Below are 23,403 nucleotides of genomic sequence, written 5' to 3'. Positions count from 1 at the left end.
GCTACACCGGCTCGATTCGGGCCCGGGTCGGCGCCCGGGCCGGCGCCATGGGGGTCGCTCCGAGGCTGGCCGTCTCCTCGGCGGTGACGACGCGGTGGCGCCACGACCACCAGACGTCACGGCCGAACGACTCGACGAGCAGGGCGAGGCCCACGACGAGGGCACTGGTGGAGAGCCAGCGCGGCTGGACGTCCGCGGCCGCGAGCGTCAGCACGATGCCCGTGGACGCGGTGACCACCTTGCGCCAGAAGCGGTACGGGAGCCGCGCCCGCAGCCACGGCACACCACAACCGGCCACGGCGAACGCGTACCGCATCAGCCCCGCGGAGAGGATCCACGCGCCGAAGGTCGGGGTGACGTAGACGCTGAGCACGAGGATGAGGAAGGCGTCCACCTCCCCGTCGAAGCGGCTCCCGAAGGCGGAGCAGGTATGGGTGCGCCTCGCGACCCAGCCGTCCAGGGCGTCCAGGGCGAGGGCCACGACCGCGATCGGCACGAACAAGTGGGTGTGGACCTGGTGCACGAGGGCGTCCGCGGTCAGGGCCGCCAGGCCGCAGGCGAGCATGGCCCGGGTGAGGGTGACGACGTCGGCCGGACCCGGCCCGCGCGCGCCGGTCCGGTGCAGCGCCACGGCGACGACCGGGTTGAGCAGGGCGCCGCAGAACAGGCCCACGCCCCAGCCCGCAGCCGTCAGGCCCACCGATGCCCAGACCGCCGCGAGCAGCATCGTCAGCGCGACCAACCCGACCTCGGGGAGCCGTCGAACCGTCAGCACAGCGCCTCCCGAGTAAGGGACGTCCGACCGTTCCGGGCGTTCAGCATCTACTACGGTCGGGGCTGGCGATCGGTTCATCGAGGTGGCCCGGGGAGGTCAGGTGACGCAGGAGCACGGCCGGGCCAGCGCTGGCTGGCTGGCCCTGCGCGAGGCCGCGGATGCGGCTGCCCGCTCGACCGAGCTCGTTGACGAGCTGCGCCGACAGCTGCCGCGCGACGGGCTCGTCGTCCACGACCTCGGTTGCGGCACCGGGTCGATGGCCCGCTGGCTGGCCGTCCGCCTGTCCGGGCCGCAGCACTGGGTCCTGGTCGACCGCGACGTCGAGCTGCTCGCCGTCGCTGCCGGCAGCGCCCCGCAGCGGTCGCTCGCGGGCGCCCCGGTCACCGTCGAGACCCGCCACAAGGACGTCACCCGGCTCCCGCCGCACGAGCTGGGTCAGGCCGGGCTCGTGACCGCGTCCGCGCTGCTCGACATGATGACCGGTATGGAGCTGGACCGCTTCGTCGCCACCGTCGCCGGCGCGCGCTGCCCGGCACTCATCGCGCTGAGCGTCACCGGGCACGTCGACCTCGAGCCGCCCGACCGGCTCGACGTGCGGGTGGCCGAGGCCTTCAACGCCCACCAGCGGCGCAGCGTCGAGGGACACCGGCTGCTCGGGCCCGATGCGGTCGGCCGCGCCGTGGACGCCTTCACCGAGCTGGGCCGCGAGGTCGTCGTGCGACCGAGCCCGTGGCTGCTCGGTCCCGGGCAGCAGGACCTCCAGCAGCAGTGGCTGGCCGGGTGGCTCCGGGCCGCGCGCGAGCAGGATCCGCGCCTCACGGCCGAGGCCGACGCCTACGCGCGACGTCGGCTCGCCGAGTCCGCCGAGGGCGTCCTGCGGGTCACCGTCCACCACCAGGACGTGCTGGTCCGCCCTTGACCGGACCCGCCTGACCCGTGGCCGCTCAGCCCTCGCCGTAGCGCGGCGACAACGCGTACCTCAGCAGGGCGACGTCGTCGACCTGCTGGACCTGCGCCAACGTGGCCCGACGGGCCACGGTCCAGGGAAAGGTCCCCTCGTCGACGAACCTCGGGGCACAGGCGTCCCCGACGAAGAACGGCGCCACGACCAGCTGCAGCTCGTCGGCCAGGCCTTCGCTGAGGAACTGGGTGTGCACCCTGCCACCACCCTCGACCATCAACCGACCGATGCCCCGCGCACCCAGCTCCTCGCCCACGTGGCGAAGGTCGACGGAGTCCCGGGCCACACCGGCACCGAGGACCGTCGCGACCCCGCCGAGCCGGTCCCGGGTGGCCGCCAGCGCGTCGCGCGAGCAGAAGACGAGCTTTTGGACGTCGCCGGTGACGAAGAACTCCGCCCCCGGGTCGAGGTCGCCCCCGCCCGTCACGGTCACCTTGACCGGTGACGGCGAGTGCCCTCGAGCGACCCGTTCGGCACGTCGCCCGGCCGAACGCACGAGCAACCGGGGGTTGTCGTTCCGGATGGTCGCCGCACCGACGAGGATCGCGTCCGAGGCCGCTCGTTCACCGTCGACGCGGTCGAAGTCGGCCGCGTTGGACAGCTGCAACCGCCCGCCGGACGCACTCCCCAGGTATCCGTCCAGGGACATGCAGCAGCTCAGCAGGGTGTACGGACGGTCAGCCACCGGGCACCCTCCGATCTCTGCGGATCACGTGTGCCAGCAGGACGATCGCCCCGGGCAGCGCCCCGACGAAGACCATCACGCCGTAGACCACGGCGGTGGCGACACCCTGCTGGGCGCCGAGGCCCCCGGCGCCGAACGCCCAGGCCGCGGCACCCTCCCTGGGACCCCACCCGGCGACGTTGGGCAGCCCCATCGCGAGGATGACGAGCAGCGCCAGGGGCAGGACCTGCACCGTCGCCCCGCCGGTCCCGGCCGTCCGGGCGGCGACGAAGAAGGTCAGGACGTGGCACGACAGGGCCACGGCCGACGCCAGCAGGATCCAGGACCAGGAGTGGCGTGAGACCCCGACCGCCCGGACGTCGGCCCGTACCCGGCTCACCGCCGACACCGAAACGGACGGGGGACGTCGTCGGAAGACGAGAACGACACCGAGTAGCGCCAATGTGACTGCCACAAGAGCGATTCCGGCCGTCCGTGCCCCATCCCGCACCGGCGACGGCAGGAGGACCAGCAGGGCACCGGCCGTGGCCAGGAGCACCGCCTGACCCGCCGCGCGGTCCCAGAGCACCGACCGGAGCCCACTGCTCGTGTCCTGCGCGCCTCGTCCGTGGCGCACGGCCCGGTCCACGTCACCGAGCACCCCGCCCGGAGTGGCGAGGTTGACGAACTGCGACCGGTAGCAGGCGGCCACCGCCGAGGGCAACGACACCGCGACCCCCAGACCCCTGGACACCAGCATCCACCGCCAGGCGCAGCACAGGGTCGTCACGACGGCCAAGCCGGTCCCCGCCACCAGTGACCAGACGTCGACCTGCGCGAACCCGGCGAGGAAGGGTCCTGTGCCCAGTCGCCACACCAGCACACCCAGGACGCCGACCGCAGCCAGCCGGCGCAGCCGGGTCCAGCGGCCCCGTCGCGGCAAGGTCCAGCCGCGTGACCGAGGGCCCGCGCGAAGGAGGGAACCGTCCACTGGTGGACACCACCTTCCGTCGCGGGGACTCTCGGTGGATACGACGGATGACGTGCCATCCCGGTTCAGCCTGCTTCAGGGCTCCCGATCGAGGGGTCACGGCGCCACCGCGCCCAGGAGCTCGCCGATGCGGTGGGCGGTCGTGGACCAGGGCACCAGGGTCGACCGCCGGTCCCCCGCGGCCCTTCGCAACCGTCGACGGAGCTCCGCGTCGGCCAACCACGCCCTGATCGCGTCGGCGAACGCGTCGACGTCGCCTCCGGGCACGAGCAGTCCCGGCCTCGTGCCGTCGGGGGCCCGACCGACGGCCTCCGGGACCCCGCCCACCGAGGCAGCCACCACCGGCAGGCCCCTCGCCAAGGCCTCGGTGAGGACCAACCCGTACGTCTCCAGGCGGGAGGCGAGGACGAGGACGTCTGCGTCGGCATACAGGCGGGCGAGCTCGTCCGCCCCGCGCGGCCCCACGAAGTCGACCCGGCCCGCGATGCCGCTCCCGGCGGCCTGGCGGACGAGCCCCTCGTGGAACGGCGCGTCGAGGTCGACGGCGCCGGCGCAGGTCAGTCGCCACGGGAGGTCCCGCACCCGCGTGAGCGCCCGCAGCAGGTCGTCGTGCCCCTTGGCCGGGACCACGGCTGCGACGCACAGCAGCGCGCCCCCTGTCGGCGTGCCGTGGGCCGGCTCCGCGGGGTCCGCCCCCGGCTGCGCGACGTGCAGGCAGGAAGGGTCCAGGGGGTATGCGGCGAGCAACCAGCGGCGCGTCCACTCGCTGGTCGTCACGATGGCTCTGGCCTTCGACAGCACGGCGTGCTCGGCGCGGCGGGTGCGCCCGTCGGCGCCGGTCCCCGGCGCGGCTCCCAGGGGTAGGTGGACCAGCACCACGATGTGCAACCGGTTCGCCTGTGGCACAACGGCTTCGGGCAGTCCGCAGGCTACGAGGCCGTCGAGTACAACGACCGAACCGTCCGTCATTCCAGCCAGGACCGTGGCGAGGCCGTCGCGGCGCTCCTGGTCCGGACGTGGCCAGCACCCCGAGAGAGCGTGCACGCGGACGGTCCACCCGTGGCCGGGGAGCTCGGCGCAGACCCGCCGGTCGTAGGTGTTGCCCCCGCTCGGTCTCGACGGGTCGTCGACCGCGTCGGGGACGACGACGTGGACCGTCCTCACAGGTCTCGTTCGTAGCTGGCCCAGGCCACGTGGGACTCCCGCAGGGTGACCGCGATCCCGGCGAGCTCCCGAGCGCCCGCGCCGAGCTCGCCCGCTCGGATCCTGGCGACGAGGGCATCGGCGACCACCCGGGCGAGCACCTCGGTGGTCGTGTTGACACCCGCGAGGTCGGGTTCGTCGTCGAGGTTGCGGTAGGTCAGCCGGCCGATGACCGCTCGGAGCTGCTCGGTGGCCCGCGCGATGTCGACGACGACGCCGTCGGGGTCGAGGGAGGGCCGACGGAAGGAGGCGTCCACGACATACGTCGCGCCGTGGAGCCGTTGGGCGGGCCCGAAGGCCTCACCTCGCAGGCTGTGGGCGACCATCAGGTGGTCGCGGACGGTCACGGTGAACATGGCTGCTCCTCGCCGTAGCTGATCGTGTGGCAGATGGCGGGCAGGCTGCCGTCGGCCAGCCGCGCCAGGACCGCCGGCAGGTCCTCGAAGCGCGACCGACCGGTGATGAGCGCGTCGAAGGCCGGGTCGCGCAGGAGGTCCAGCGCGATCGCACGGCGGTCGGCGTGCGACCGCCTCGACCGCCTCGCGTTGGCCACCTCCCCCACCTGGCTGGCGCGGATGGCCAACCGGCCGGAGTGGAACGCGCCGCCGAGGGCGAGCTGGACGTCGCGGTCGCCGTACCAGCTGAGCTCGAGGACGGTGCCGTCGGCGACCAGCAGCTCCAGGGACAGCTGCAAACCCGCCGACGTGGCGCTGGTGTGGACGACCAGGTCGCAGGGGGCGACCACCCGGGCGGCGTCCGTCGCCAGGGCGAACCCGACACCGAGGGCCGACGCGACCTCGACGCGGGTGGGGTCGACGTCCACGAGGGTGACGCCCACACCCGGGATGCCGGCCAGCAGGCGCGCGACGCAGCACCCCACCATCCCCGCCCCGACGACCGCCACGGTGTCACCGACGAGGGGCGCCGCGTCCCAGAGCGCGTTGACGGCGGTCTCGACCGTCCCGGTGAGCACGGCTCGCTCGGCCGGGACTCCGTCCGGGACGACCGACACCGCCTCGGCGGGCACGACGTAGGCGCTCTGGTGCGGGAACAGCGAGAAGACGGTGCGGCCGAGCAGCTGCGGCGGTCCCTCCTCGACGATCCCCACATTGAGGTACCCGTACTTCACCGGCCAGGGAAAGTCACCGTCCTGAAAGGGAGCCCGCATGACGGCGTACTGGCTCGGCGGCACCTGACCGCGAAGGACGAGGCGCTCCGTGCCCTTGCTCACCGCGGTGTGCAGGGTGCGGACGAGGACGTCGCCGGGCCCGGTGGGCGGCAGCTCGGCCGGCCGGATCTCGGCCGCGGAGGGGCCCACCGTCCACAACGCGCGCACAGCACGGGGCACAGGCCGACTGTAGCGCTCACCCGACCACCGTCAGCCGCCTTCGGTCACCCGCGTTCGGTCACACCCGGGCGGTGAACGCCGAGCGGCTCTGTGCCGTCCTCTCTGGAGTCCCACGCACACCGCGCGGTCACGACGGAGAAGGGGAAGGTCATGAAGATGCGGATGCTTGCCGCGGTCGGGCTGCTGGTCTCAGGGGCGGTCCACCTCTGGCTGTGGTTCGACGGATACGGCTCCATCGCGGTGATCGGGCCGGCCTTCATGGTGAACGCCGTGGCGGCCGTCGTCATCGCCGCGCTGGTGCTGCGCTGGGCGCACTGGGCGCCACTCCTGCTCGCCATCGGGTTCGGCGTCTCGACGCTGGCGGCGTTCGTCACCTCGGCCACCGTCGGGCTGTTCGGCGTCCACGAGCGCTGGACCGGAGGGGCGGTGCTGACGGCAGCGGTCTCCGAGGTCGTCGTGGTCGTCGCGTCGGTGATGGCTCTCGCTCACGAGCACGGTGTGCCCACCCCGCGCCGGCTGCGCCACCCGCTCGCCTACCTGCACACCCCGATGACGTGACGCCGATCAGCTGACGGAGGTGTCCACGTACTCCGGGGTGAGCTCGGTCCAGCGGGCGTGCCACGCCCGCGCTGGCGCCTCCGGCGACCACCCCTCGGCGTGCACCGGACCACCGCTCGCGAGCGACCGCCCGAGGTCCTCGAGGTGGACCTGCCAGCCGGCTCCATAGAAGTGCAGCCCGGCCAGCGGTATGCCGCGCTCCTCGACCACCAGCCTGGTCCGGGCACCCTCGGCCGTGAGCCACGCCTCGATCTGGGTCTCGTCGTCGCTGCCCGGCTCAGCTGTCACCAGGAGGTGGTGAGGTGCGTCGCACACCTCGATCCGTGCGGGGCCGCTCCAGGAGCTCGTGAAGGTGGCGTGCACCGACCCGCCTTCTCGCAGGTCGCCGGACACCTCCGCGATCCAGCGGGCCAGCCGCTCCGGCGTGGTGCACGCCTCCCAGAGGTCGGCGATGTCGGTGTCGTAGACGTCCTCGACCCGCACCGCCCCACGGGTCTCGTCCAGGGTCCGCATGCTGCCGATGAGCTTCATCCTCGTGCCTTCTTTCCTCGTGCCACCTCGGTGTGCAGGGCGTCGAGACGGTGCTGCCACAGCGCCCGGTAGTCCTCCAGCCACTCGTCGACCTCGACGAGGCCCTCCGGCCGCAGGCTGTAGATCCTGCGCTGCGCCTCCTGACGGACCTCGACGAGCCCGGCCTCGCGCAGCACCCGCAGGTGCCGGGAGACCCCGGGTCGCGCGATAGGCAACGCACCGGCCAGCTCGCCCGCCGTCGCCGGGTGGTCCCGCAGGATCTCCAGCACCGTGCGGCGGCTCTGGTCGGCCAAGGCCTGGAGCACCACATCCATGCGGTTGAACGTACCGCTCCTGTTACGTACCCGCAAGGGTACGCGCGAGGATTGTTCATCGGCTGTTCGGCTGGTGCACCCACGCCAGATCGCTGGGTTTGGCGTGTCGCCCCGCGGGTAGGACCCGGTGGACAGGCGAGGATCGGACCGCACGATTCGCTCCCACGACCAGCCCAGCACGCAGCGTCGGGCGACAGCAGAGACGGACAGCCGACCGCCCGGTGACGGGCACCGACCGAGAGGACACAGGGTTGCTCTCCCTGACCTACTTCAGCACCGCGTCCAGCGACCTCTCCAAGGAAGACCTCCTGGAGCTGCTCGAGCGGACCCGCTCGAAGAACACGGCACTGGGCCTCACCGGGGTGCTGCTCTACTCCGACGGGAACTTCGTCCAGACCCTGGAGGGTCCCGAGGACGTCGTCGAGGACGCCTATGCCCGGATCTCGCGCGACCGGCGCCACCACGGCCTCTTCGTAGCGCTGCGTGAGGAGATCGAGCAGCGGGCCTATCCCGAGTGGTCGATGGGCTTCCGCGAGATCACGCGCGAGGAGTCCGGATCGGTGCCGGGCTTCACTGACTACCTCAGCGCCACCCCTGGCCCTCGGCAGTCCGGGCAGAACCGCGCCGAGGTGTTCCACCGGGCGTTCCGCACCTTGATGCCCTGAGGCTCCCTGCCCCACCCTGCAGGGGGCACCTCCGTCCCGCCCCACGCACATCGCCGCAGATCAGAGTGGGTGCGAGACGTTTCGCCGTCCTCCGCGCGGGTAGTGGTGACAGTGACGCGCCAAACCGTCCGCGCGTCCTCGAACCCGATGACAGGACTGGACTGGACATGAGCGAGATCCACACGAGCACATCCGCACCGCACGATGACGGCACACGGGAGCTCGGCGCCGTGGAGCTGACCACCTCCCCGGACGCCACCCGGATGAGCGGCTCCTTGGCCGCCCCGGCTGACGGAACGGGCGCGCAGGACCAGGGCACCACCGACGTCGCCAAGGACGAGGCCCGCGCGACCGCCGACCAGGCCAAGGAGGGCGCCCGATCCGTGGCCCACGTGGGCAAGGACGAGGCAGGCCGCGTCGCCCAAGAGACGACCCAGCAGGCCAAGGAGCTGTGGCAGCAGACCCGCAGCCAGCTGCTGGACCAGAGCGCCGAGCAGCAGACCAGGGTGGCCCAAGGCCTTCGTTCCCTGGGCGAGGAGCTCTCCGGTATGGCTCGCGGCTCCGAGCAGCAGGGCGTGGCGAGCGACCTCGCCCACCAGGCCTCCCAGCGCATGAACGACGTCGCCGGGTGGCTGGACGAGCGTGACCCCGGCTCCTTGGTCAGCGAGCTCAAGGGGTTCGCCCGCCAGCGTCCGGGAACATTCCTGGCCGCCGCCGCGGTGATCGGCCTAGTCGGGGGTCGGCTCAGCCGGGGCCTCGTCGCAGAGCACCAGGACTCGACCGACAGCGGCAGCCCCGCATCGTCGGGGCCGGCTGCGGACGCCCTCGGTTCCACCGGCGTCCCCGCCGTGGACCACAGCACGACGGGCTACTCCGCGTACGGGTCGTCGACCGGGACCGCCCCGGCCGCAGGTGACCACCCGGTGTCGGAGAGCCCGGCGGCGGGCACCGGCGAGTACCTGCGATGACCGACCAGGATCGACTGGACCAGGCCCAAGGCAGGTCCCTCAGCAACGTCGGAGAGCTGTTCGCCGACATCAGCCGCGACCTGTCCACCTTGGTGCGCCAGGAGATGGAGCTGGCCAAGGCCGAGATCCGCGAGTCCGCGACCCGCGCGGGCAAGGGTGCGGGGATGCTCGGGGGCGCTGGAGTGGCGAGCTACTTCGTCCTGCTCTTCTTGTCGATCGCCCTCTGGTGGGGACTCGGCAACGAGATCGGCCGAGCTTGGGCCGCGCTCGTGGTGGCCGTCGTCTGGGCGGTGATCGCCGGCGTGCTGGCGAGCATCGGTCGACGAGAGATCAAGCAGGTCAAGGGAATTCCACAGACGACAAAGACTGCGCGGGAGATCCCCGCTGCGCTCAAGGGAAATGAGGAGCACGCATGAGCACCAACCCCGACGACATTCGTCAGCAGATCGAGCAGACCCGCGGACAGCTGAGCAGCGACGTCAACGCTCTCGGTGAGACCGTGAGTCCTTCCAACGTCGCCCGACGCCAGGCCGACAAGGTGGGCAACGTCGCCACGTCGGTCAAGGACCGCGTCATGGGGACGGCCGATGACTTGCAGGGCAGCACCTCGGACCTTGCGTCGGGCGTCGGTAACGCCCCCCACGCTGCGGCCTCGCGCGCACGCCGGTCGACCGAGGGCAACCCGCTCGCGGCCGGCCTCATCGCCCTAGGCGCGGGATGGCTGCTGGGTTCGTTGCTGCCGGCCTCCGAGAAGGAGAAGCGTGCCGCGGCATCGTTGCAGGACAAGGCCCAGCCGGCTGTCGACGAGGTCAAGGCCATGGCCAAGGACACCGTGAGCGAGCTCAAGGAGCCGGCACAGCAGGCTGCGCAGAGCGTTCAGGAAGTCGCGGTGCAGGCCAAGGACACCGTCGTCGAAGAGGGTCGTTCATCGGCGGAGGACGTCAAGAGCCAGGCGCAGGACTCCTCGGAGAAGGTGCGCTCCGCCCAGCAGTCCTGACTGAGGCCGCCCGCGGCCTGCCGTCCCAGGGGGGCGACAGACCGCGGGTTCAGGGCGGGAGTGCCTGCCCGACGGAGCGGCCTGCCGTCCCACACGGGACGGCAGGCCGCTCTCGTTGCTGCGACAGGGTGTTAGTCGTTGTCCTCCTCGCCGCCACGGCTCTGGCGCAGCTGCCGTCCGCGCTCGACGTCCTCGTCCTCCTTCGCCCGCGACTTGTCGCTGGTCCGGGTGTCACGCGGCGGGAGCTGCAGGGTGCGCTCAGCCGCAACACCGGACTGCAGCTCGCGACCGCGCTCGAGCTCGCTGTCGAGCTCGGCCCCGAACAGCAGGGCCAGGTTGGTGATCCACAACCAGAGGAGGAACACCACGACCCCGGCCATGGCGCCATACGTCTTGTCGTAGCTCGAGAAGCGAGAGACGTAGAAGCCGAACGCCGCCGAAGCGACGACCCAGGCGACGATGGCGACGAGCGCGCCGACGCTGATCCAGCGGAACCGCGGCTGCTTCACGTTGGGCGTCGCGTAGTAGAGGATCGCGACGACGAGGGCCACGGCCACGAGGACGACCGGCCACTTGCCGATGTTCCAGACCAGCAAGGCGGTCGAACCCAGTCCGATCGCGTCGCCGACGGCCTTGGCCGCGGGACCAGTGAGGACCAGCGCCATCGCGACCAGCGCGACCAGGACGAGGGCCACCAGGGTGACCGCCAGCATGACGGGGCGCAGCTTCCAGAACGGTCGTCCCTCCTTCACCTCGTACATGCGGTTCATCGCGCGCCCGAAGGAGCCGACGTAGCCTGAGGCGGACCAGAGCGAGGCCGCGAGCCCCAGGACGAACGCGACACCGGCCGCGCCGCTGCGGCCGGCCAGGGACTGGAGCGTCGGTCCGAGGGTGTCGGCTGCCGACGAGGCGCCGACGTCGCGCAGGATGCCCAGCAGCGTGTCGACGGTCTGCTGTCCCTGGCCGAACAGGCCCACGAGCGACAGCAGGGCGATCATCGCCGGGAACAGCGCGAGCACGGAGTAGTACGTCAGGGCCGCAGCGAGGTCGGTGCACTGGTCCTTGCTGAACTCGCGCAGCGTCTTGCGCGCGATGTAGCGCCAGGACTCCTTGGTGACGTCGGCGGGCGTGCGTGGGGCGTCCACGTCCTCGTCACCGGGCGCTTTCGCAGGGTGGTTCGTCGTGTCGTGGGTGGTCATGTCCTGCGTGTACCCGCCGAGCCACCTCTCAACCGCGAACGGGACCAGGAGTCCCTCAGCGCTCCACCGCGGGCAGCTCGCGAACCCGCGCCAACAGGGCCACCGCGTCGTATGGCGCGCGTCCGTCGGCGTCGTTGTCGAAGTACACGTAGGCGTCGCGCCCCTCGGCCGCCCACGCACCGAGCTTCGTGGCCCACCGGTCCAGGGAGCCTTCGCAGTAGCCGCCCGAGTAGAGCGTGGTCTCGCCGTGCAGCCTGACGTAGCCGAAGTCGCTGGTCACCGCCTCGAACCTGGGCCACGTGCCAGCGCTGTCGGACTCCACCAGCGCCACCGCGTACCTCGAGAGCAGCTCGCTCGCCCGGGGGTTCGCGAAGCTCTCGTGGCGGGGTTCGAGCGCGTGCCGCACCGGCGTCCGGGGGTCCACACCCGGGGCGAGCCGGGTCAGGGCCCGTGCCTGCGGCACCTTGTCGTCGTGCCGGGCTGCAAGGTCGGCGACGTCCTGGGCGGTGCGTGGGAGCAGGGCGAGGAAGGTCTCCAGCTGGGCGGCGTCGAAGGCGAGCCGGGCCGGCAGCTGCCACAGGGTCGGCCCCAAACCCGTTCCGAGAGCGAGGATCCCCGACGCGCAGTGGTTGGCGAGGGCGGTCTCGACGTCCACGAGCTTGCGCAGGTGCGTGATGTATCGGCCGCCCTTCACGGCGAAGATGAAGTCGTCCGGCGTGCTGGCCGCCCACGCCCGGAAGCTGTCCGGTCGCTGCAGCGAGTAGAAGGACCCGTTGAGCTCCAGGGTGTTGACGCGCTGCGCGAGGTGTCCGAGCTCATCCCGCTGGCGGAGGCCGACGGGGTAGAAGTCGCCCCGCCAGCGGGCATACCGCCAGCCGGAGGTGCCGATCCGGATCTGCCCGCGCCGCGTCATGCGAACCTCCTACCCGTTCCATGGTGGCCCCACACGGTCGGAACGCGCGCTCGACGCATCGCCCACCTCCTCGCACCCGTCGGGGAGCGCACGGACCAAGAGGATCGATGCGCCGAGGTCACGCAGGCCTGCCAGCACGCCGTGCAGGGCGGCCTGGTCCACCAGGGGCCCGGTCAGCGTCGAGGTGCCGTCGCGTTCGTGGCACACGGTGAGCCCACCGAGGTGGGCGGACCAGTGCGGGTCGAGGTGTCCCCCGACGCGGAGCTCGTAGACCGTGCTCACGACCGCTCCCCCGCCAGGGCCACGGTGCCCGAACGGCTCTCGCCGGAGGCGTGTGGGCGACGGATCACCCACTCGGCGACGGCGAGGTTGATCGCCCAGGCAGCGCCGCGCGATGCGTCGAGGGCCAGCGGGCCGTCGCCGAGCACGGCCCCACCGACGCCCTCGGTGAACACCTGGGTGGCGGCGCCGAGCGCGATGGCGTAGGCGCGCACCATCCACGCCCGGTGGCCGGCGACGTCTCCGCGCCGGATGGCGGCCACCCCCAGCCCGAGGGTGGCCAGCAGGGCCGACCCGAAGGCGATGCGCAGGACCAGGAGCAGCGGACCGGAGTCCGGCTGGGGCGCGAAGAACAGGGTCAGCCACAGGGCCGACAGCGCCACACCGGCCCCGGCCGCGACCAGCACCCGTCCGGACGCCCGGTGCCAGCCCGGCCGCCTGCGCCGGAACCCGCCGACGAACTGCAGCGAGCCGAGGAGGGCGAAGACGGCCGCACAGACGATGTGGACCACGACGGGCAGCGGGGAGGCGGTGAATCGGGCATCGGCCGGGATGAGCTGCGGTCCGCCCGCGAGCCCGACGAGCCGGGCGGCGCCGGCCAGGACCGGGAGGGCGCTCAGTGCCATGAGTGCGGCCGGGACGCGCCACCCCCGCTGCCGGGCGGTCATCGGACCGAGGCCCGCACGCGCGGTGCCGCGGTCGAGGAGCCCGCGGCGGCGGGCGTCGACGCACGACGCTGGTCACGCCACAGCGAGACCCCGAGACCGACCAGGGCCAGCCCGGTGGGCACGGCCATCGGCCGGTTGAACGACTCGGGCAGCATGCCGAGCGCTGCCGTCGAGATGGTGCCGACTCCGAGCAGGACGGCAGCCCACCGGGCCAGGACGGCGGCGCGGAAGGTGGCGATGGCGAACAGGACCCCACCACCGACATACGTGATCGCCATGAACACGAGCACGAGCTTCATGGCGCCGATGTCTCCCACGGGATGACCACCGGCAGCGGCGACGATGACGTCGTTGGCGTAGCCGGGCGACGTCTTCGCCACGGTGGGAAGGACGAAGGCGGCCAGGAACTCGGTGCCGAACATCGCGAGGTACCCCGCGCTGAACACGAGGTAGCCCACGAGCCCGAACACGCCCGACTGGCTGCGCTGGCGCAGGTAGATGCCGGTGAACCCGGCCAGGGCCAGAGCCGACATCACCACCTTGGCGGTGCTGCGCACGACCCAGTCGGTGGTCAGGGCAGAGGCCCCGACCATGGGCGGGTGGTTGATCTGGACGAGGACGAAGATGGCGCCGGCCACGGCGGCGGCGATGCCCGCCGCCTGGCCCAGTCGGGAGGTGGTGATGGTCATGGCGGGGTTCCTTTGCTGACTCGCCCCAACCGGTGTGCTGGGGACGGTCCCAAGCTAGGAACGGTCGTGGTGACGGCGAATCACCAACCGAGGTGACCGACATGGTGATGTGGTCGTCGCGGTGCCCGCTCAGATCAGACCGAGCTCGCTCGCACGGCTCACCGCGGCACGACGGGTCCTGACGTCGAGCTTGGTGAAGATGTGCTTGGTGTGCGTGCGCAACGTGTTGACCGAAACGAACAGCTCGCGGGCGATCTCGGGCCCGCTCAGTGCCGTGGCGAGCAGGACGAGAACTTCCCTCTCTCGGTCGCTGAGCCCTTCGACCGCCGTGGGTGCGGGCACCGCGACCACCCGCCGGTATGCCGCGTGCCTGAGCGTGCGGGCGTCGGCACCGGCGGTGGGCATCCTCTCGGCGGTCGCGAGGAGTCGGTCCATGGGTTCGCCCTCGTCGAGGAAGAGGCCGACGAACCCTGCGGGCACGGCCCGGACGAGGGCTGCCTCGAGGTGGGACAGGGCCGCGCGCCGGTCACCCGCGGCGTCCTGCACGAGCGCCTGCAGCATCCAGATCTCGACCAGGCTGCCGTCCCGCCCGCCCTTGGCTGCGTCCGGGACCAGTCGCTCGAGCCGGAACCGGGCCTCGTCGAGCGGGGCTCGCCCGTCGCCGGATCGCTCATGGGCTACTTGGTCGTCGCCTGCCCCGGGGTCGCCGGCTCGGTGCCGCGCCAGCAGCAGGCGCACCAGGGTGAGCTGGTCGTACTCGTCGAGGTAACCGGGCTCGTCCACCTGCTCGACCTCGCGCGTCCTGGCCCAGTCCGTCGCGTCAGCCAGCCGTCCCTGCGCGATCCTCACCCTCGCACGCTGGGCCGCGACGGGATGCAGCTCCGGGAAGAAGCCGGGCAGGTGGAGCTGCTGCGCCCGGTCGAGCAGGTCGACGGCGGCCTCGAGGTCGCCCTGCGCCCTTCGCAGCCGGGCCGCGGCCACGAACCAGCGGTACCGGTTCTCGAACAGTGACGTCGACTCCCCCAGCGACCGCGCCGTCGCCAGGTGTTCGGCCGCCGCGGCGAGGTCCCCCTGCTCGAGCAGGACGTCGGCCAGCCCGACGTGGAGGTCTCCGAGCGTGGTCAGGGCGTCCCCGGGATGCCGCTGCGCCGTCGACAACGCGCGGGAGTACAGGCGCCGGGCCTCGTCGGGTCGGCCACGGGCCAGCCACATGCTGCCGAGGACGACCGCGCTGCCGAGCTCGTCGGCGACATCCCCGGCCCCCGCCAGGCTGTCCACGGCCCGGGAGAAGGCCGGCACGGCGGCAGTCAGGTCGCCACGCGCCCACGCGGCGAGACCGAGGAAGCCCAGGGCTCCGCCTCGCGCCATGTGGTCGGCGGGACCGGTCAGCTCCAGCGCGCGCCGGGCATGGCGTTCCGAGGCGTCGGTGTCGCCATGTGCCTGTGCTGCCGACGCCCGGAAGATGGCCACGGTCGCCGGCAGGGTGCGCAGCTCCTCCAGCGCGGCGACCGAGGCGTCCGGCGCAGCGACCGCCGGGTTGGCCACCAGGGCTGCCTCGGCGTGGGACAACCACCCCTCGACCCCGTCGAGGTCGCCCTCGACCAGGCTGCTCCAGGCGCGGTAGGTGGCCAGCAGGCCACGGCCGCGGACGGTGTCGTCCGGCAGCGCGACCAGCCACTCGCGGAGCTCGACGTCGCGTCGCTCGCGCCGGACGTCGGGCAGCAGCGCCTCGAGGAGGTCTGCCGCGCGCTCGGGGTCCTCAGCCAGCAGCGCGTGACGCAACGCGTCCTCGGGCCGTCGCTGCGCGGCATACCAGTCGCGGGCAGCGCGGTGCAGGAGCGGAACCCGTAACGGTGAGCCGGCGCCCAGCCGTGCCTTGAGGGCGTCGGCGAACAGGTGGTGGTAGCGGTACCAACGCCGCTCGTCGTCCAGGGCGATGACGAAGACGTTGCCCCGGTCGAGCATCTCGAGCGTGGCGCTGCCGTCGGCCGCACCCGTGAGGGCGTCGCACAACGGCCCGGTCAGCTGGTCCAGGACGGACGTCTCGAGCAGGAAGCGGCGCACCGGCTCGGGCTGGTGGCGCAGCACCTCCTCGACCAGGTAGTCCAGGACGAACCGGTGGCTGCCGGTGAAGTCCTCGACGAACCGGGCGGTGTCCTCGACGCCGCGCAACGACAGTCCTGCGAGCTGGAGCCCGGTGGCCCAGCCCTCGGTGCGGGACTCGAGGGCGGCGACCTGGACGTCGTCGAGCCGCAGGCCCATGACGTCGGAGAGGAACGACCCCGCCTCGTCAGGGGTGAAGCGCAGGTCCACGCCGCGGACCTCGACCAGCTCGCCCCGGGCGCGCAGCCTCGCCAACGGGAGCGCGGGGTCGGCACGGGTGGCGATCGCCAGGACGGCGTGGGGAGGCAGGTGGTCCAGCAGGAAGGCCACTGCGCGCTGGACCTCGGGAGCCTCGACGACGTGGTAGTCGTCCAGGGCGATGACAATGCCCCGTGGCTGGAGGTCGAGCTCGTTGACGACGCTCTCCATGACTGCATCGGCGGGCACGGGTCCTGCCGAGGTCACGCGCTCGACCGCCTCGTCGAAGTCGCCCACCGTCTGGAGGGCAGCAACCAGGTGCTCGAGGAATCGACGCGGGTCGTTGTCCGCCTCGTCGAGCGAGACCCAGGCCACGCGGTCCCCCGCGGCTGTCGTGTCGAGCCACTGGCTCAGCAGCGTGGTCTTGCCGGACCCGGCCGGAGCCGAGACGAGGACCAGCCGAGGATGCGCCCCGGCGACCATCCGGTCGGTCAGCCGTGGCCGAGGGACCAGCTCGCGGCGAGGGACCGGCCGGTGGAGCTTGGTGCCCAGGACCGCCATGGGTCGAGCATAGGAGTGGGACCGCGACCACTCGCCGGGATCGGGCGAGACGGTCGGCACGCCAGGTCTCGGCGTGATGAGCGGGCATCACCGTGTCTGAGGAGAAACCTGACGAACCAAGGCCGACGAACCCGGACATCACGTGCCATGACGCCGGAGGCGGCCCGCCCGGGCTATGGCCGGCCCCCGCACCGGTCCCTACCGTGAGGGGAACGGAGCCGGGTGCGGAGTTGCGGCAACAGGTCCGAACCCGACCCGAGGGGGCACGGCATGCAGCTCGACGCCGACACCCGCCACCCCGCACCACGGTCGGGGTCCGTGGGACCGGCACGGGTGGGGCCAGGATTCATCGCCCGCTACGCCGCGGCGTACATGGGGACCTCCCTGGTGCTCATCGCGCCGGTCTCGATCACGTTGGCACTCAAGGTGAACGCATTGGTGGGCATCGCACGGGCCCCCGCCACACTGGCCCTCGTGGTCGGGGTCGGCTCCCTCGTCGCGCTCGTCGGCAACCCGTTGGTCGGCAGGCTCAGCGACCGCACCACCTCCCGCTTCGGCAGGCGCCGACCGTGGATGGTCCTGGGACTGCTGGGGGGCACGGCGGCGATCACCGTCGTCGCGACGGCCGACACCGTCGGGGTCGTGCTGGTGGGGTGGTGCGCAGCCCAGCTGTGCTTCAACGCCCTGCTCGCGGTGCAGGTGGCCGTCCTGCCCGACCAGGTGCCCACGGCACAGCGCGGGCTCGTCTCGGGCATCCTCGGCGTGTGCCTGCCGATCGCGTCCGTGGGCGCGACGTTCCTGGTGCGGACCTTCATCGGCAGCCAGCTGACGATGTTCCTCGCACCATGCGTCGTCGGCGGGGTCTGCGTCCTCGCCTTCGCCGCGACCCTCGACGACCGGCGTCTGCCCCGCGATGACCGGCCCGCATGGTCGTCGAGGGAGCTGGCCGGCACCTTCTACTTCGACCCGCGGCGCTGCCCTGACTTCGCCTGGGCGTTCGCGAGCAGGTTCTTGTTCGTGCTCGCCTACGCCTTCTTGTCCACCTACCAGGTGTACTACCTCATCGATCACCTCGGGACAGCGGAAGGTGCTGTGCCGCAACAGGTTTTCGTTGCCACCCTCGTGCAGGCGACCGCCGTCGTGGTGACCTCGCTGGTCAGTGGTCGGGTGTCGGACCGACTGGGTCGACGCAAGCCGTTCGTCGCCGGCGCCGCCGTCGTCTATGCCGTCGCGATGGTCGTGGTCGGGCTGGCCGACAGCTACGGAGGCTTCCTCGTGGGCATCGCGATCAGCGGACTCGGGTTCGGCATGTACTTCGCCGTGGACCTCGCGCTGGTCGCCGACGTCCTCCCCGACCAAGCCCACGCGGCCAAGGACCTCGGTGTCCTCAACTATGCCGGCGCCCTCCCGTTCGCGGTGGCGCCCGCGCTGGCCCCCTCGATCCTCGCCGGGTCGGGCGGGAGCTACCCGGTCCTGTATGCCGTGGCCGCCGGGTGCGCCGCGCTGGGAGCCGCCGCGATCCTGCCCGTCAAGGCCGCTCGCTGAGGAGGTCGAGCTCGCCGGCGCGCCGTACCGCCGCGCGGCGGTTGGTGACCCCGAGCCTGGCGATCTCCGATGGGACGCGGCCGTCGCCGCGGACGACGGCGTGCCGGCCGGCGCCGCGGACGAGGGCGTGCCGGCCGGCGCCGCAACTGAGAGACTCTGGAGGTCGACGCCGGGTCGGCGGTGAGTCCAGGAGTCCCTCATGGCCCAACGCATCACGTCCGAGTTCCACCGCTACTCCACGGCCCGCGAGGTGGCCGCCGGCCACGATCTCGCCGGCCGCACCGCGATCGTCACCGGGGCCGCGACGGGCATCGGTGTGGAGACCGCACGCGCCCTCGCCGAGGCCGGCGCCGACGTGGTGATCGCCGCCCGCAAACCCGACCTGGCCCGTGAGGTCATCGTCGACATCGACCGGACGGCGCCCGGCCGGACCTCCTTCGAGGCGTTGGACCTGTCCGACCTGGCTTCGGTGGCCGCCTTCGGCGAGCGCTGGGGTGGGCGGCCCCTGAACCTGCTGGTCAACAACGCCGGCGTCATGGCGTGCCCGCTGGCGTACACGACAGACGGTCTGGAGATGCAGATCGGCACCAACCACTTCGGGCACTTCCGGCTCGCGGTCCTGCTCACCCCGTCGCTGGTGGCCGGCGCCCAGGCTGCCGGTGTCAGTTCCCGCGTGGTGTCGCTGTCCTCGATCGGCCACCTCCGGTCGGACATCCGGTGGGAGGACCCCCACTTCCGTCAGGGTGGCTACGAGAAGTGGACGGCGTACGGGCAGGCGAAGACCGCCAACTCCCTTTTCGCCGTCGGCTTCCACCATCGCCACCACGACCAGGGCGTCACGGCCAACGCCGTCATGCCGGGCGGCATCATGACCCCGTTGCAGCGGCACCTGCCCATCGAGGAGCAGCGCGCCATGGGATGGCTGGACGAGCACGACCAGCCGGTGGAGGGGTTCAAGAACACCGAGCAGGGCGCCAGCACCAGCGTCTGGGCCGCGCTTGCCCCCGAGCTCGAAGGGGTCGGGGGCCTCTACCTCGAGGACTGCGCCGAGGCCGTCCCGTGGACGCCCGAGCACCCGCGCGAGGGTGTGCGTTCCTACGCCCTGGACCCGGACAGCGCCGACCGCCTCTGGGAGCTCTCCCTCGAGACCACCGGCAACGTCTGAGTCGGCGCGACCCGAACCCTGACCCGGTGTCAGGGTCAGGTCAGGGTGCGCATCCGGTGACTCCCCGATGTGTCCACCCGGTGGCCGGGGCCACGCTGCTCGACATGATCACCGTCGAATCACTCACGAAGAAGTACGGCAGCGGGCTCACCGCCGTCGACGACGTCTCGTTCACGGCGGCCACGGGTCGGGTGACCGGCTTCCTCGGCCCCAACGGCGCCGGCAAGTCCACCACCATGCGGATCATCGTCGGCCTCACCCCGGCCTCCTCGGGGACGGCCACGGTGGACGGCCGCCGGTTCACCGACCTGCCCAACCCCGGCCGGGAGGTGGGTGTCCTGCTGGACGCCTCCGCCCAGCACGCCGGCCGCACGGGTCGGGAGATCCTGACCGTCGCCCAGCGCACGATGGGACTCCCCCGGACCCGTGTCCAGGAGACCCTCGACCTCGTCAGCCTCACTACCCAGGAGGCCGACCGGCGAGTCCGTGACTACTCGCTGGGGATGCGCCAGCGCCTGGGCATCGGGACCGCCCTCCTCGGGGAGCCCCGGGTGCTCGTCCTAGACGAGCCGGCGAACGGGCTGGACCCCGCCGGCATCCGCTGGATGCGTGACCTCCTGCGCGGGTTCGCCGACGCAGGCGGCACCGTCCTGCTGTCGTCCCACCTCCTGCACGAGATCGAGGTCATCGCCGACGACCTCGTCGTCATAGGGAACGGCCGCATCGTGGCGCAGGGCACCAAGGCCGACCTGCTCGCAGGTGCCGGCACCGTGGCCCGGGCCCGTGACGCCGGCGCCCTGGCCCGGTCGATGGAACAGGCCGGGCTGAGCGTCACCGCCCACGCCGACGGCAGCGTGACCACCGACGCCCCACCTACGCAGGTCGGCGAGGTCGCCCTGGCCGCCGGTCTGGCCCTCACCGAGCTCCGCGTCGCCGACGGAGCCGGGCTCGAGGAGATGTTTCTCGAGCTCACCGCAGACACTCAGCGCGAAGGAGCAGCAGCATGAGCACCACCGTCCTCACGACCCGGCCCTCCGGGGCGGCCCCCGCCGGGCCCCGTACCCGGACCGAACCGGCCAGGATCCCCCTCTCCCGCATCGTCGCGGTGGAGCTGCGCAAGATGTTCGACACCCGCTCGGGCTTCTGGCTGATGGCCAGCCTCGTCATCACGAGCGTCCTCGCCACCGCCGCCATCATCGTGTTCGCCCCCGACGACCAGCTCACCTACGACAACTTCGCCGCCGCCATCGGCGCACCGATGACCGTGATCCTGCCGATGATCGGGATCCTCGCGGTGACCAGCGAATGGAGCCAGCGCAGCGGCCTGACGACCTTCACCCTCGTGCCGCACCGGGGCCGGGTGCTCGGCGCGAAGTTCGTGGCCGCGACGACGGTGGGAGTCGTGTCGATGTTCGTCGCCCTCGTCGTCGGCGCACTGGGCACCGTCGTCGGGAGCGCCATCGCCGGCGTCGACGCCGTCTGGAACGTCTCGGTCACCCACTTCGCCCTGATCGTCGTGGGCAGCGTGCTGGGGATGCTGTTCGGGTTCATGCTCGGCCTGGTCATCCGCAACTCGGCGGGCGCGATCGTCACGTACTTCGTCTACACCCTGGTGCTGCCTCCGCTGCTGGGGCTGTTGGCCGCGAACCAGAAGTGGTTCGCGGACCTGCAGCCATGGGTGGACTTCAGCTACGCGCAGCGTCCGCTCTTCGACGGCAGCCTCACGGGCCAGCAGTGGCAGCACCTCGCGAGTGCCGGGGCGCTGGGGTTCCTCCTGCCGATGGCGGTCGGTCTGCTGGTGGTCCGTCGCGCCGAGGTCAAGTGAGCGCGGTCGGACAGGACCGGGAGCGGCCCGGGTGACGTGAGCCAGTGGCGGCCCGGCCCCTGGGCGGGGCCGCCACGCCGAAGGGGGACCGTCCTCAGGAAGCGTTGGGGCGCACCCTCTAGTCTGCGTACCTGTGGAACCACCTGAGGAGCCTGCTGCAGCAGGAGAAGCGTCGCGCGCCTACGGCCGACGGACCATCTTGGCCGCGGGCCTGACCGGGATCTCGGGCATCGCCCTGTCCGCGTGCAGCACTGACGGGTCGGGTTCCCCCTCCGCGGATGCCACGGCCACGGGAACGAGCGGTACAGCCGCTGCGACCCCGACCTCGTCGGGGACGACCGGGAGCAGCGCAACCGGCCCGAGTGCCCGCCCCTCAGGCCCTCCCCGGGTGGCACTGACCAGCGGCGCCGACATCACGCACGGACCGACCACGGGCGACCAGGTGGCACTGACCTTCCACGGGCAGGGCCCCGAGGACATGGCGCGGGAGATCCTCCACATCTGCGCCAAGGCCGACGCAGCGGTGACGGTCTTCGCGGTCGGCACCTGGTTGACCCAGTACCCGCACCTGGGCCGGGAGATCCTGGCCGGGGGCCACGAGCTCGGCAACCACACCTGGAGCCACCAGCAGATGAAGCAGCTGACGCGGACCCAGGCCACCGACGAGGCGGTGCGTGGGGCAGCCGCCCTGAAGACGGCGGTGGGGACGGCCGGATGGTGGTTCCGCCCCTCCGGCACCCAGCGGAGCACCCCGGACATCAGGGCGGCGGCGGCCGCCGCCGGCTACCACCGGTGTGTGTCCTACGACGTGGATCCCGAGGACTTCCGCGACCCGGGTGCGTCCGCTGTCCGGCGCCGCACTCTCGAGGCGGTGCGGCCGGGATCGATCGTCAGCCTGCACTTCGGGCACCCCGGTACGGTGGAGGCATTGCCCGCCATCCTCACCGGCCTGCGCACCCGCCAGCTCAAGGCCGTTCACCTCACCGACCTGCTCCGGAGCGTGTAGTGGTTCCTTCCTTCCGCCGTCGGCCCGGTCGACCCCGCGCCGGTGGTCGCCTCTCCGTCGCGCTCACCTCTGCTGTGGCCGTGAGCCTGCTCGTGGGAGCGTGCGCCGGCAACGCAGATCCCGCGCCGACGTCACGTCCGGCGACCTCCCCGGCCAAGGGCACGGCGACCGCCGGCACCCGCGGGACCACGACGGGCACGTCCATCAACGTGTATGCCGCGGCGGGCGCCGGAGCTCTCTCCCCCACGGCCAAGACGGCGCGACCGATGGTCTACGTGCCCAACACGATGAGCAACACCGTGCAGCTGATCGACCCGCGCACCTACAAGGTCGTCGGCCGGTTCAGCACCCCGCGCGAGCCGCAGCACGTCGTCCCGTCCTGGGACATGAAGACGTTGTGGGTCAACGCCGACCTGGGCAACACGTTGACCCCGATCGACCCGGTCACCGGCAAGGCGGGCCGCACCATCCCGGTCGAGGACCCCTACAACCTCTACTTCACCCCGGACGGCAAGCACGCCCTGGTGATGGCAGAGCGCCTGCACCGCATCGACGTCCGTGACGCGCCCACGATGAAGCTGCAGCGTTCGTTGAAGGTGCCGTGCGCCGGCATCAACCACGCCGACTACTCGGCCGACCTGTCGTTCTTCCTCGCCAGCTGCGAGTTCACCGGCAAGATCATGGTCATCGACCGCAACGCCACCAAGGTGCGCAAGGTGATCAACCTCAACACCGTGAAGACGAAGGGGGCCACCTCACCCGAGGAGGCCATGGCCATGCCGGGCAGCCCGAAGAACGGCCTGCTGCCGGGTGCCAGCTCGATGCCGCAGGACGTCCGCCTCGCCCCCGACGGCCGCAACTTCCTCGTGGCCGACATGCTGCGCAACGGCGTCTGGGTGATCGACGCCCGCACCCTGAAGGTGGCCCGGTTCATCCGCACCGGCATGGGCGCGCACGGCATCTACCCATCGCGGGACGGAGCCCGGGTCTTCGTCTCCAACAGGGACGAGGGGACGGTCACGGTCCTGGACAGCGCAACGTTGACCAAGGACGCGCTGTGGAAGATCCCGGGGGGCGGCTCGCCCGACATGGGCGGTGTCACGGCCGACGGTTCACAGCTGTGGCTGGCCGGGCGCTACGACGCCGAGGTCTACGTCTTCGACACCCGCACGGGCAAGGTCCTCCACAAGATCCCCGTCGACCAGGGCCCGCACGGGCTGGCCGTCTGGCCCCAGCCGGGCCGGTTCAGCCTGGGCCACACCGGCAACACCCGCTGA

26 protein-coding genes are annotated in these 23,403 nt (G+C 72.1%); 12 read left to right on the top strand and 14 right to left on the bottom strand.

Going from position 1 to position 23,403, the window contains the following annotated elements; genetic code table 11:
- Position 1: 1 nt before the first annotated feature.
- Entirely contained in the window at positions 2–775 is a 774-nt protein-coding gene (locus ABEG17_RS16910; protein WP_406830645.1) for a CDP-alcohol phosphatidyltransferase family protein, read from the bottom strand.
- A gap of 100 nt (positions 776–875) precedes the next feature.
- Between ABEG17_RS16910 and ABEG17_RS16905 the strand changes: the two genes are divergently transcribed.
- A complete protein-coding gene (locus tag ABEG17_RS16905; RefSeq protein ID WP_406830644.1) occupies positions 876–1,694 on the top strand; it encodes a class I SAM-dependent methyltransferase in 819 nt (272 codons plus the stop codon).
- A 25-nt stretch (positions 1,695–1,719) separates the two neighbouring features.
- Here ABEG17_RS16905 and ABEG17_RS16900 read toward each other — a convergent pair whose 3' ends face one another.
- From ABEG17_RS16900 to ABEG17_RS16880, 5 genes are all read right to left on the bottom strand, one after another.
- Positions 1,720–2,421: a RibD family protein gene (locus ABEG17_RS16900; RefSeq protein WP_406830643.1), complete on the bottom strand. Its 702-nt coding sequence runs from the start codon at positions 2,419–2,421 to the stop codon at positions 1,720–1,722.
- Positions 2,414–3,343 carry a YbhN family protein gene (locus ABEG17_RS16895; RefSeq protein ID WP_406830642.1) on the bottom strand — a complete coding sequence of 310 codons (930 nt, stop codon included), beginning with the start codon at positions 3,341–3,343 and terminating at the stop codon, positions 2,414–2,416. The genes ABEG17_RS16900 and ABEG17_RS16895 overlap by 8 nt, the downstream gene beginning before the upstream one ends.
- 144 nt (positions 3,344–3,487) lie before the next feature.
- Positions 3,488–4,555 carry a glycosyltransferase family 4 protein gene (locus ABEG17_RS16890; RefSeq protein ID WP_406830641.1) on the bottom strand — a complete coding sequence of 356 codons (1,068 nt, stop codon included), beginning with the start codon at positions 4,553–4,555 and terminating at the stop codon, positions 3,488–3,490.
- A complete protein-coding gene (locus ABEG17_RS16885; protein WP_406830640.1) occupies positions 4,552–4,950 on the bottom strand; it encodes a 6-pyruvoyl trahydropterin synthase family protein in 399 nt (132 codons plus the stop codon). Before ABEG17_RS16885 ends, ABEG17_RS16890 begins: the two co-directional genes overlap by 4 nt.
- Complete coding sequence (locus tag ABEG17_RS16880) at positions 4,938–5,942, bottom strand: zinc-binding alcohol dehydrogenase (protein WP_406830639.1); 1,005 nt, start codon at positions 5,940–5,942, stop codon at positions 4,938–4,940. The genes ABEG17_RS16885 and ABEG17_RS16880 overlap by 13 nt, the downstream gene beginning before the upstream one ends.
- 150 nt (positions 5,943–6,092) lie before the next feature.
- Here ABEG17_RS16880 and ABEG17_RS16875 point away from each other — a divergent pair, with 150 nt between their 5' ends.
- Entirely contained in the window at positions 6,093–6,500 is a 408-nt protein-coding gene (locus ABEG17_RS16875) for a hypothetical protein (protein WP_406830638.1), read from the top strand.
- A 6-nt stretch (positions 6,501–6,506) separates the two neighbouring features.
- On the opposite strand, the gene ABEG17_RS16870 is transcribed toward ABEG17_RS16875, so the two are convergent.
- Together ABEG17_RS16870 and ABEG17_RS16865 are read right to left on the bottom strand one after the other, a co-directional pair.
- Entirely contained in the window at positions 6,507–7,031 is a 525-nt protein-coding gene (locus ABEG17_RS16870; protein WP_406830637.1) for an SRPBCC domain-containing protein, read from the bottom strand.
- A complete protein-coding gene (locus ABEG17_RS16865) occupies positions 7,028–7,345 on the bottom strand; it encodes an ArsR/SmtB family transcription factor (RefSeq protein WP_406830635.1) in 318 nt (105 codons plus the stop codon). Before ABEG17_RS16865 ends, ABEG17_RS16870 begins: the two co-directional genes overlap by 4 nt.
- Before the next feature lie 251 nt (positions 7,346–7,596).
- On the opposite strand from ABEG17_RS16865, the gene ABEG17_RS16860 reads away from it, so the two are divergent.
- The 4 genes from ABEG17_RS16860 to ABEG17_RS16845 all read left to right on the top strand — a co-directional run bounded on the left by ABEG17_RS16860 (position 7,597) and on the right by ABEG17_RS16845 (position 9,975).
- A complete protein-coding gene (locus ABEG17_RS16860; RefSeq protein ID WP_406830634.1) occupies positions 7,597–8,010 on the top strand; it encodes a BLUF domain-containing protein in 414 nt (137 codons plus the stop codon).
- A 167-nt stretch (positions 8,011–8,177) separates the two neighbouring features.
- The gene (locus ABEG17_RS16855; protein WP_406830633.1) at positions 8,178–8,978 is read left to right on the top strand and encodes a hypothetical protein; all 801 of its coding nucleotides are present in this window, start codon (positions 8,178–8,180) and stop codon (positions 8,976–8,978) included.
- Entirely contained in the window at positions 8,975–9,394 is a 420-nt protein-coding gene (locus ABEG17_RS16850; RefSeq protein WP_406830632.1) for a phage holin family protein, read from the top strand. The genes ABEG17_RS16855 and ABEG17_RS16850 overlap by 4 nt, the downstream gene beginning before the upstream one ends.
- Positions 9,391–9,975 (top strand): DUF3618 domain-containing protein, encoded by a 585-nt coding sequence (locus ABEG17_RS16845; protein ID WP_406830631.1) that lies wholly within the window; start codon positions 9,391–9,393, stop codon positions 9,973–9,975. The genes ABEG17_RS16850 and ABEG17_RS16845 overlap by 4 nt, the downstream gene beginning before the upstream one ends.
- Positions 9,976–10,106: 131 nt before the next feature.
- Here the strand turns inward: ABEG17_RS16845 and ABEG17_RS16840 are convergent, their stop codons facing one another.
- The 6 genes from ABEG17_RS16840 to ABEG17_RS16815 form a co-directional block, all read right to left on the bottom strand.
- Positions 10,107–11,174, bottom strand: coding sequence for a YihY/virulence factor BrkB family protein (locus ABEG17_RS16840; RefSeq protein ID WP_406830630.1), 1,068 nt, complete (start codon positions 11,172–11,174; stop codon positions 10,107–10,109).
- Positions 11,175–11,229: 55 nt separating this feature from the next.
- Positions 11,230–12,087 carry a DUF72 domain-containing protein gene (locus ABEG17_RS16835; RefSeq protein ID WP_406830629.1) on the bottom strand — a complete coding sequence of 286 codons (858 nt, stop codon included), beginning with the start codon at positions 12,085–12,087 and terminating at the stop codon, positions 11,230–11,232.
- Between the two features lie 9 nt (positions 12,088–12,096).
- Positions 12,097–12,369: a hypothetical protein gene (locus ABEG17_RS16830; protein ID WP_406830628.1), complete on the bottom strand. Its 273-nt coding sequence runs from the start codon at positions 12,367–12,369 to the stop codon at positions 12,097–12,099.
- The gene (locus ABEG17_RS16825; RefSeq protein WP_406830627.1) at positions 12,366–13,034 is read right to left on the bottom strand and encodes a DUF2306 domain-containing protein; all 669 of its coding nucleotides are present in this window, start codon (positions 13,032–13,034) and stop codon (positions 12,366–12,368) included. The genes ABEG17_RS16830 and ABEG17_RS16825 overlap by 4 nt, the downstream gene beginning before the upstream one ends.
- Positions 13,031–13,723, bottom strand: a complete 693-nt coding sequence (locus ABEG17_RS16820) for a hypothetical protein (RefSeq protein ID WP_406830626.1) — start codon at positions 13,721–13,723, stop codon at positions 13,031–13,033. The genes ABEG17_RS16825 and ABEG17_RS16820 overlap by 4 nt, the downstream gene beginning before the upstream one ends.
- 129 nt (positions 13,724–13,852) lie before the next feature.
- Complete coding sequence (locus ABEG17_RS16815) at positions 13,853–16,585, bottom strand: LuxR C-terminal-related transcriptional regulator (protein WP_406830625.1); 2,733 nt, start codon at positions 16,583–16,585, stop codon at positions 13,853–13,855.
- Positions 16,586–16,855: 270 nt separating this feature from the next.
- On the opposite strand from ABEG17_RS16815, the gene ABEG17_RS16810 reads away from it, so the two are divergent.
- From ABEG17_RS16810 to ABEG17_RS16785, 6 genes are all read left to right on the top strand, one after another.
- A complete protein-coding gene (locus tag ABEG17_RS16810; RefSeq protein ID WP_406830624.1) occupies positions 16,856–18,130 on the top strand; it encodes an MFS transporter in 1,275 nt (424 codons plus the stop codon).
- A 199-nt stretch (positions 18,131–18,329) separates the two neighbouring features.
- Positions 18,330–19,295: an oxidoreductase gene (locus ABEG17_RS16805; RefSeq protein WP_406830623.1), complete on the top strand. Its 966-nt coding sequence runs from the start codon at positions 18,330–18,332 to the stop codon at positions 19,293–19,295.
- A gap of 104 nt (positions 19,296–19,399) precedes the next feature.
- Complete coding sequence (locus tag ABEG17_RS16800) at positions 19,400–20,302, top strand: ATP-binding cassette domain-containing protein (RefSeq protein ID WP_406833227.1); 903 nt, start codon at positions 19,400–19,402, stop codon at positions 20,300–20,302.
- Positions 20,299–21,120: an ABC transporter permease gene (locus ABEG17_RS16795; protein WP_406830622.1), complete on the top strand. Its 822-nt coding sequence runs from the start codon at positions 20,299–20,301 to the stop codon at positions 21,118–21,120. The genes ABEG17_RS16800 and ABEG17_RS16795 overlap by 4 nt, the downstream gene beginning before the upstream one ends.
- Before the next feature lie 388 nt (positions 21,121–21,508).
- Positions 21,509–22,126 (top strand): polysaccharide deacetylase family protein, encoded by a 618-nt coding sequence (locus ABEG17_RS16790; RefSeq protein ID WP_406830621.1) that lies wholly within the window; start codon positions 21,509–21,511, stop codon positions 22,124–22,126.
- Between the two features lie 80 nt (positions 22,127–22,206).
- A complete protein-coding gene (locus tag ABEG17_RS16785; protein WP_406830620.1) occupies positions 22,207–23,403 on the top strand; it encodes a hypothetical protein in 1,197 nt (398 codons plus the stop codon).

This window comes from Pedococcus sp. KACC 23699 (genome assembly GCF_045348425.1).
Taxonomy (GTDB): domain Bacteria; phylum Actinomycetota; class Actinomycetes; order Actinomycetales; family Dermatophilaceae; genus Pedococcus.
This window is presented reverse-complemented; position numbering and strand designations above follow the sequence as displayed.

What these genes read in the sequence shown, in the direction of transcription:
- ABEG17_RS16840 (WP_406830630.1), bottom strand. Translation starts at nt 11,174, where the DNA reads ATGACCACCCACGACACGACGAACCACCCTGCGAAAGCGCCCGGTGAC.
- ABEG17_RS16870 (WP_406830637.1), bottom strand. Translation starts at nt 7,031, where the DNA reads ATGAAGCTCATCGGCAGCATGCGGACCCTGGACGAGACCCGTGGGGCG.
- ABEG17_RS16795 (WP_406830622.1), top strand. Translation starts at nt 20,299, where the DNA reads ATGAGCACCACCGTCCTCACGACCCGGCCCTCCGGGGCGGCCCCCGCC.
- ABEG17_RS16810 (WP_406830624.1), top strand. Translation starts at nt 16,856, where the DNA reads ATGCAGCTCGACGCCGACACCCGCCACCCCGCACCACGGTCGGGGTCC.
- ABEG17_RS16805 (WP_406830623.1), top strand. Translation starts at nt 18,330, where the DNA reads ATGGCCCAACGCATCACGTCCGAGTTCCACCGCTACTCCACGGCCCGC.
- ABEG17_RS16815 (WP_406830625.1), bottom strand. Translation starts at nt 16,585, where the DNA reads ATGGCGGTCCTGGGCACCAAGCTCCACCGGCCGGTCCCTCGCCGCGAG.
- ABEG17_RS16845 (WP_406830631.1), top strand. Translation starts at nt 9,391, where the DNA reads ATGAGCACCAACCCCGACGACATTCGTCAGCAGATCGAGCAGACCCGC.
- ABEG17_RS16855 (WP_406830633.1), top strand. Translation starts at nt 8,178, where the DNA reads ATGAGCGAGATCCACACGAGCACATCCGCACCGCACGATGACGGCACA.
- ABEG17_RS16875 (WP_406830638.1), top strand. Translation starts at nt 6,093, where the DNA reads ATGAAGATGCGGATGCTTGCCGCGGTCGGGCTGCTGGTCTCAGGGGCG.
- ABEG17_RS16835 (WP_406830629.1), bottom strand. Translation starts at nt 12,087, where the DNA reads ATGACGCGGCGCGGGCAGATCCGGATCGGCACCTCCGGCTGGCGGTAT.
- ABEG17_RS16885 (WP_406830640.1), bottom strand. Translation starts at nt 4,950, where the DNA reads ATGTTCACCGTGACCGTCCGCGACCACCTGATGGTCGCCCACAGCCTG.
- ABEG17_RS16850 (WP_406830632.1), top strand. Translation starts at nt 8,975, where the DNA reads ATGACCGACCAGGATCGACTGGACCAGGCCCAAGGCAGGTCCCTCAGC.
- ABEG17_RS16820 (WP_406830626.1), bottom strand. Translation starts at nt 13,723, where the DNA reads ATGACCATCACCACCTCCCGACTGGGCCAGGCGGCGGGCATCGCCGCC.
- ABEG17_RS16800 (WP_406833227.1), top strand. Translation starts at nt 19,400, where the DNA reads ATGATCACCGTCGAATCACTCACGAAGAAGTACGGCAGCGGGCTCACC.
- ABEG17_RS16825 (WP_406830627.1), bottom strand. Translation starts at nt 13,034, where the DNA reads ATGACCGCCCGGCAGCGGGGGTGGCGCGTCCCGGCCGCACTCATGGCA.
- ABEG17_RS16865 (WP_406830635.1), bottom strand. Translation starts at nt 7,345, where the DNA reads ATGGATGTGGTGCTCCAGGCCTTGGCCGACCAGAGCCGCCGCACGGTG.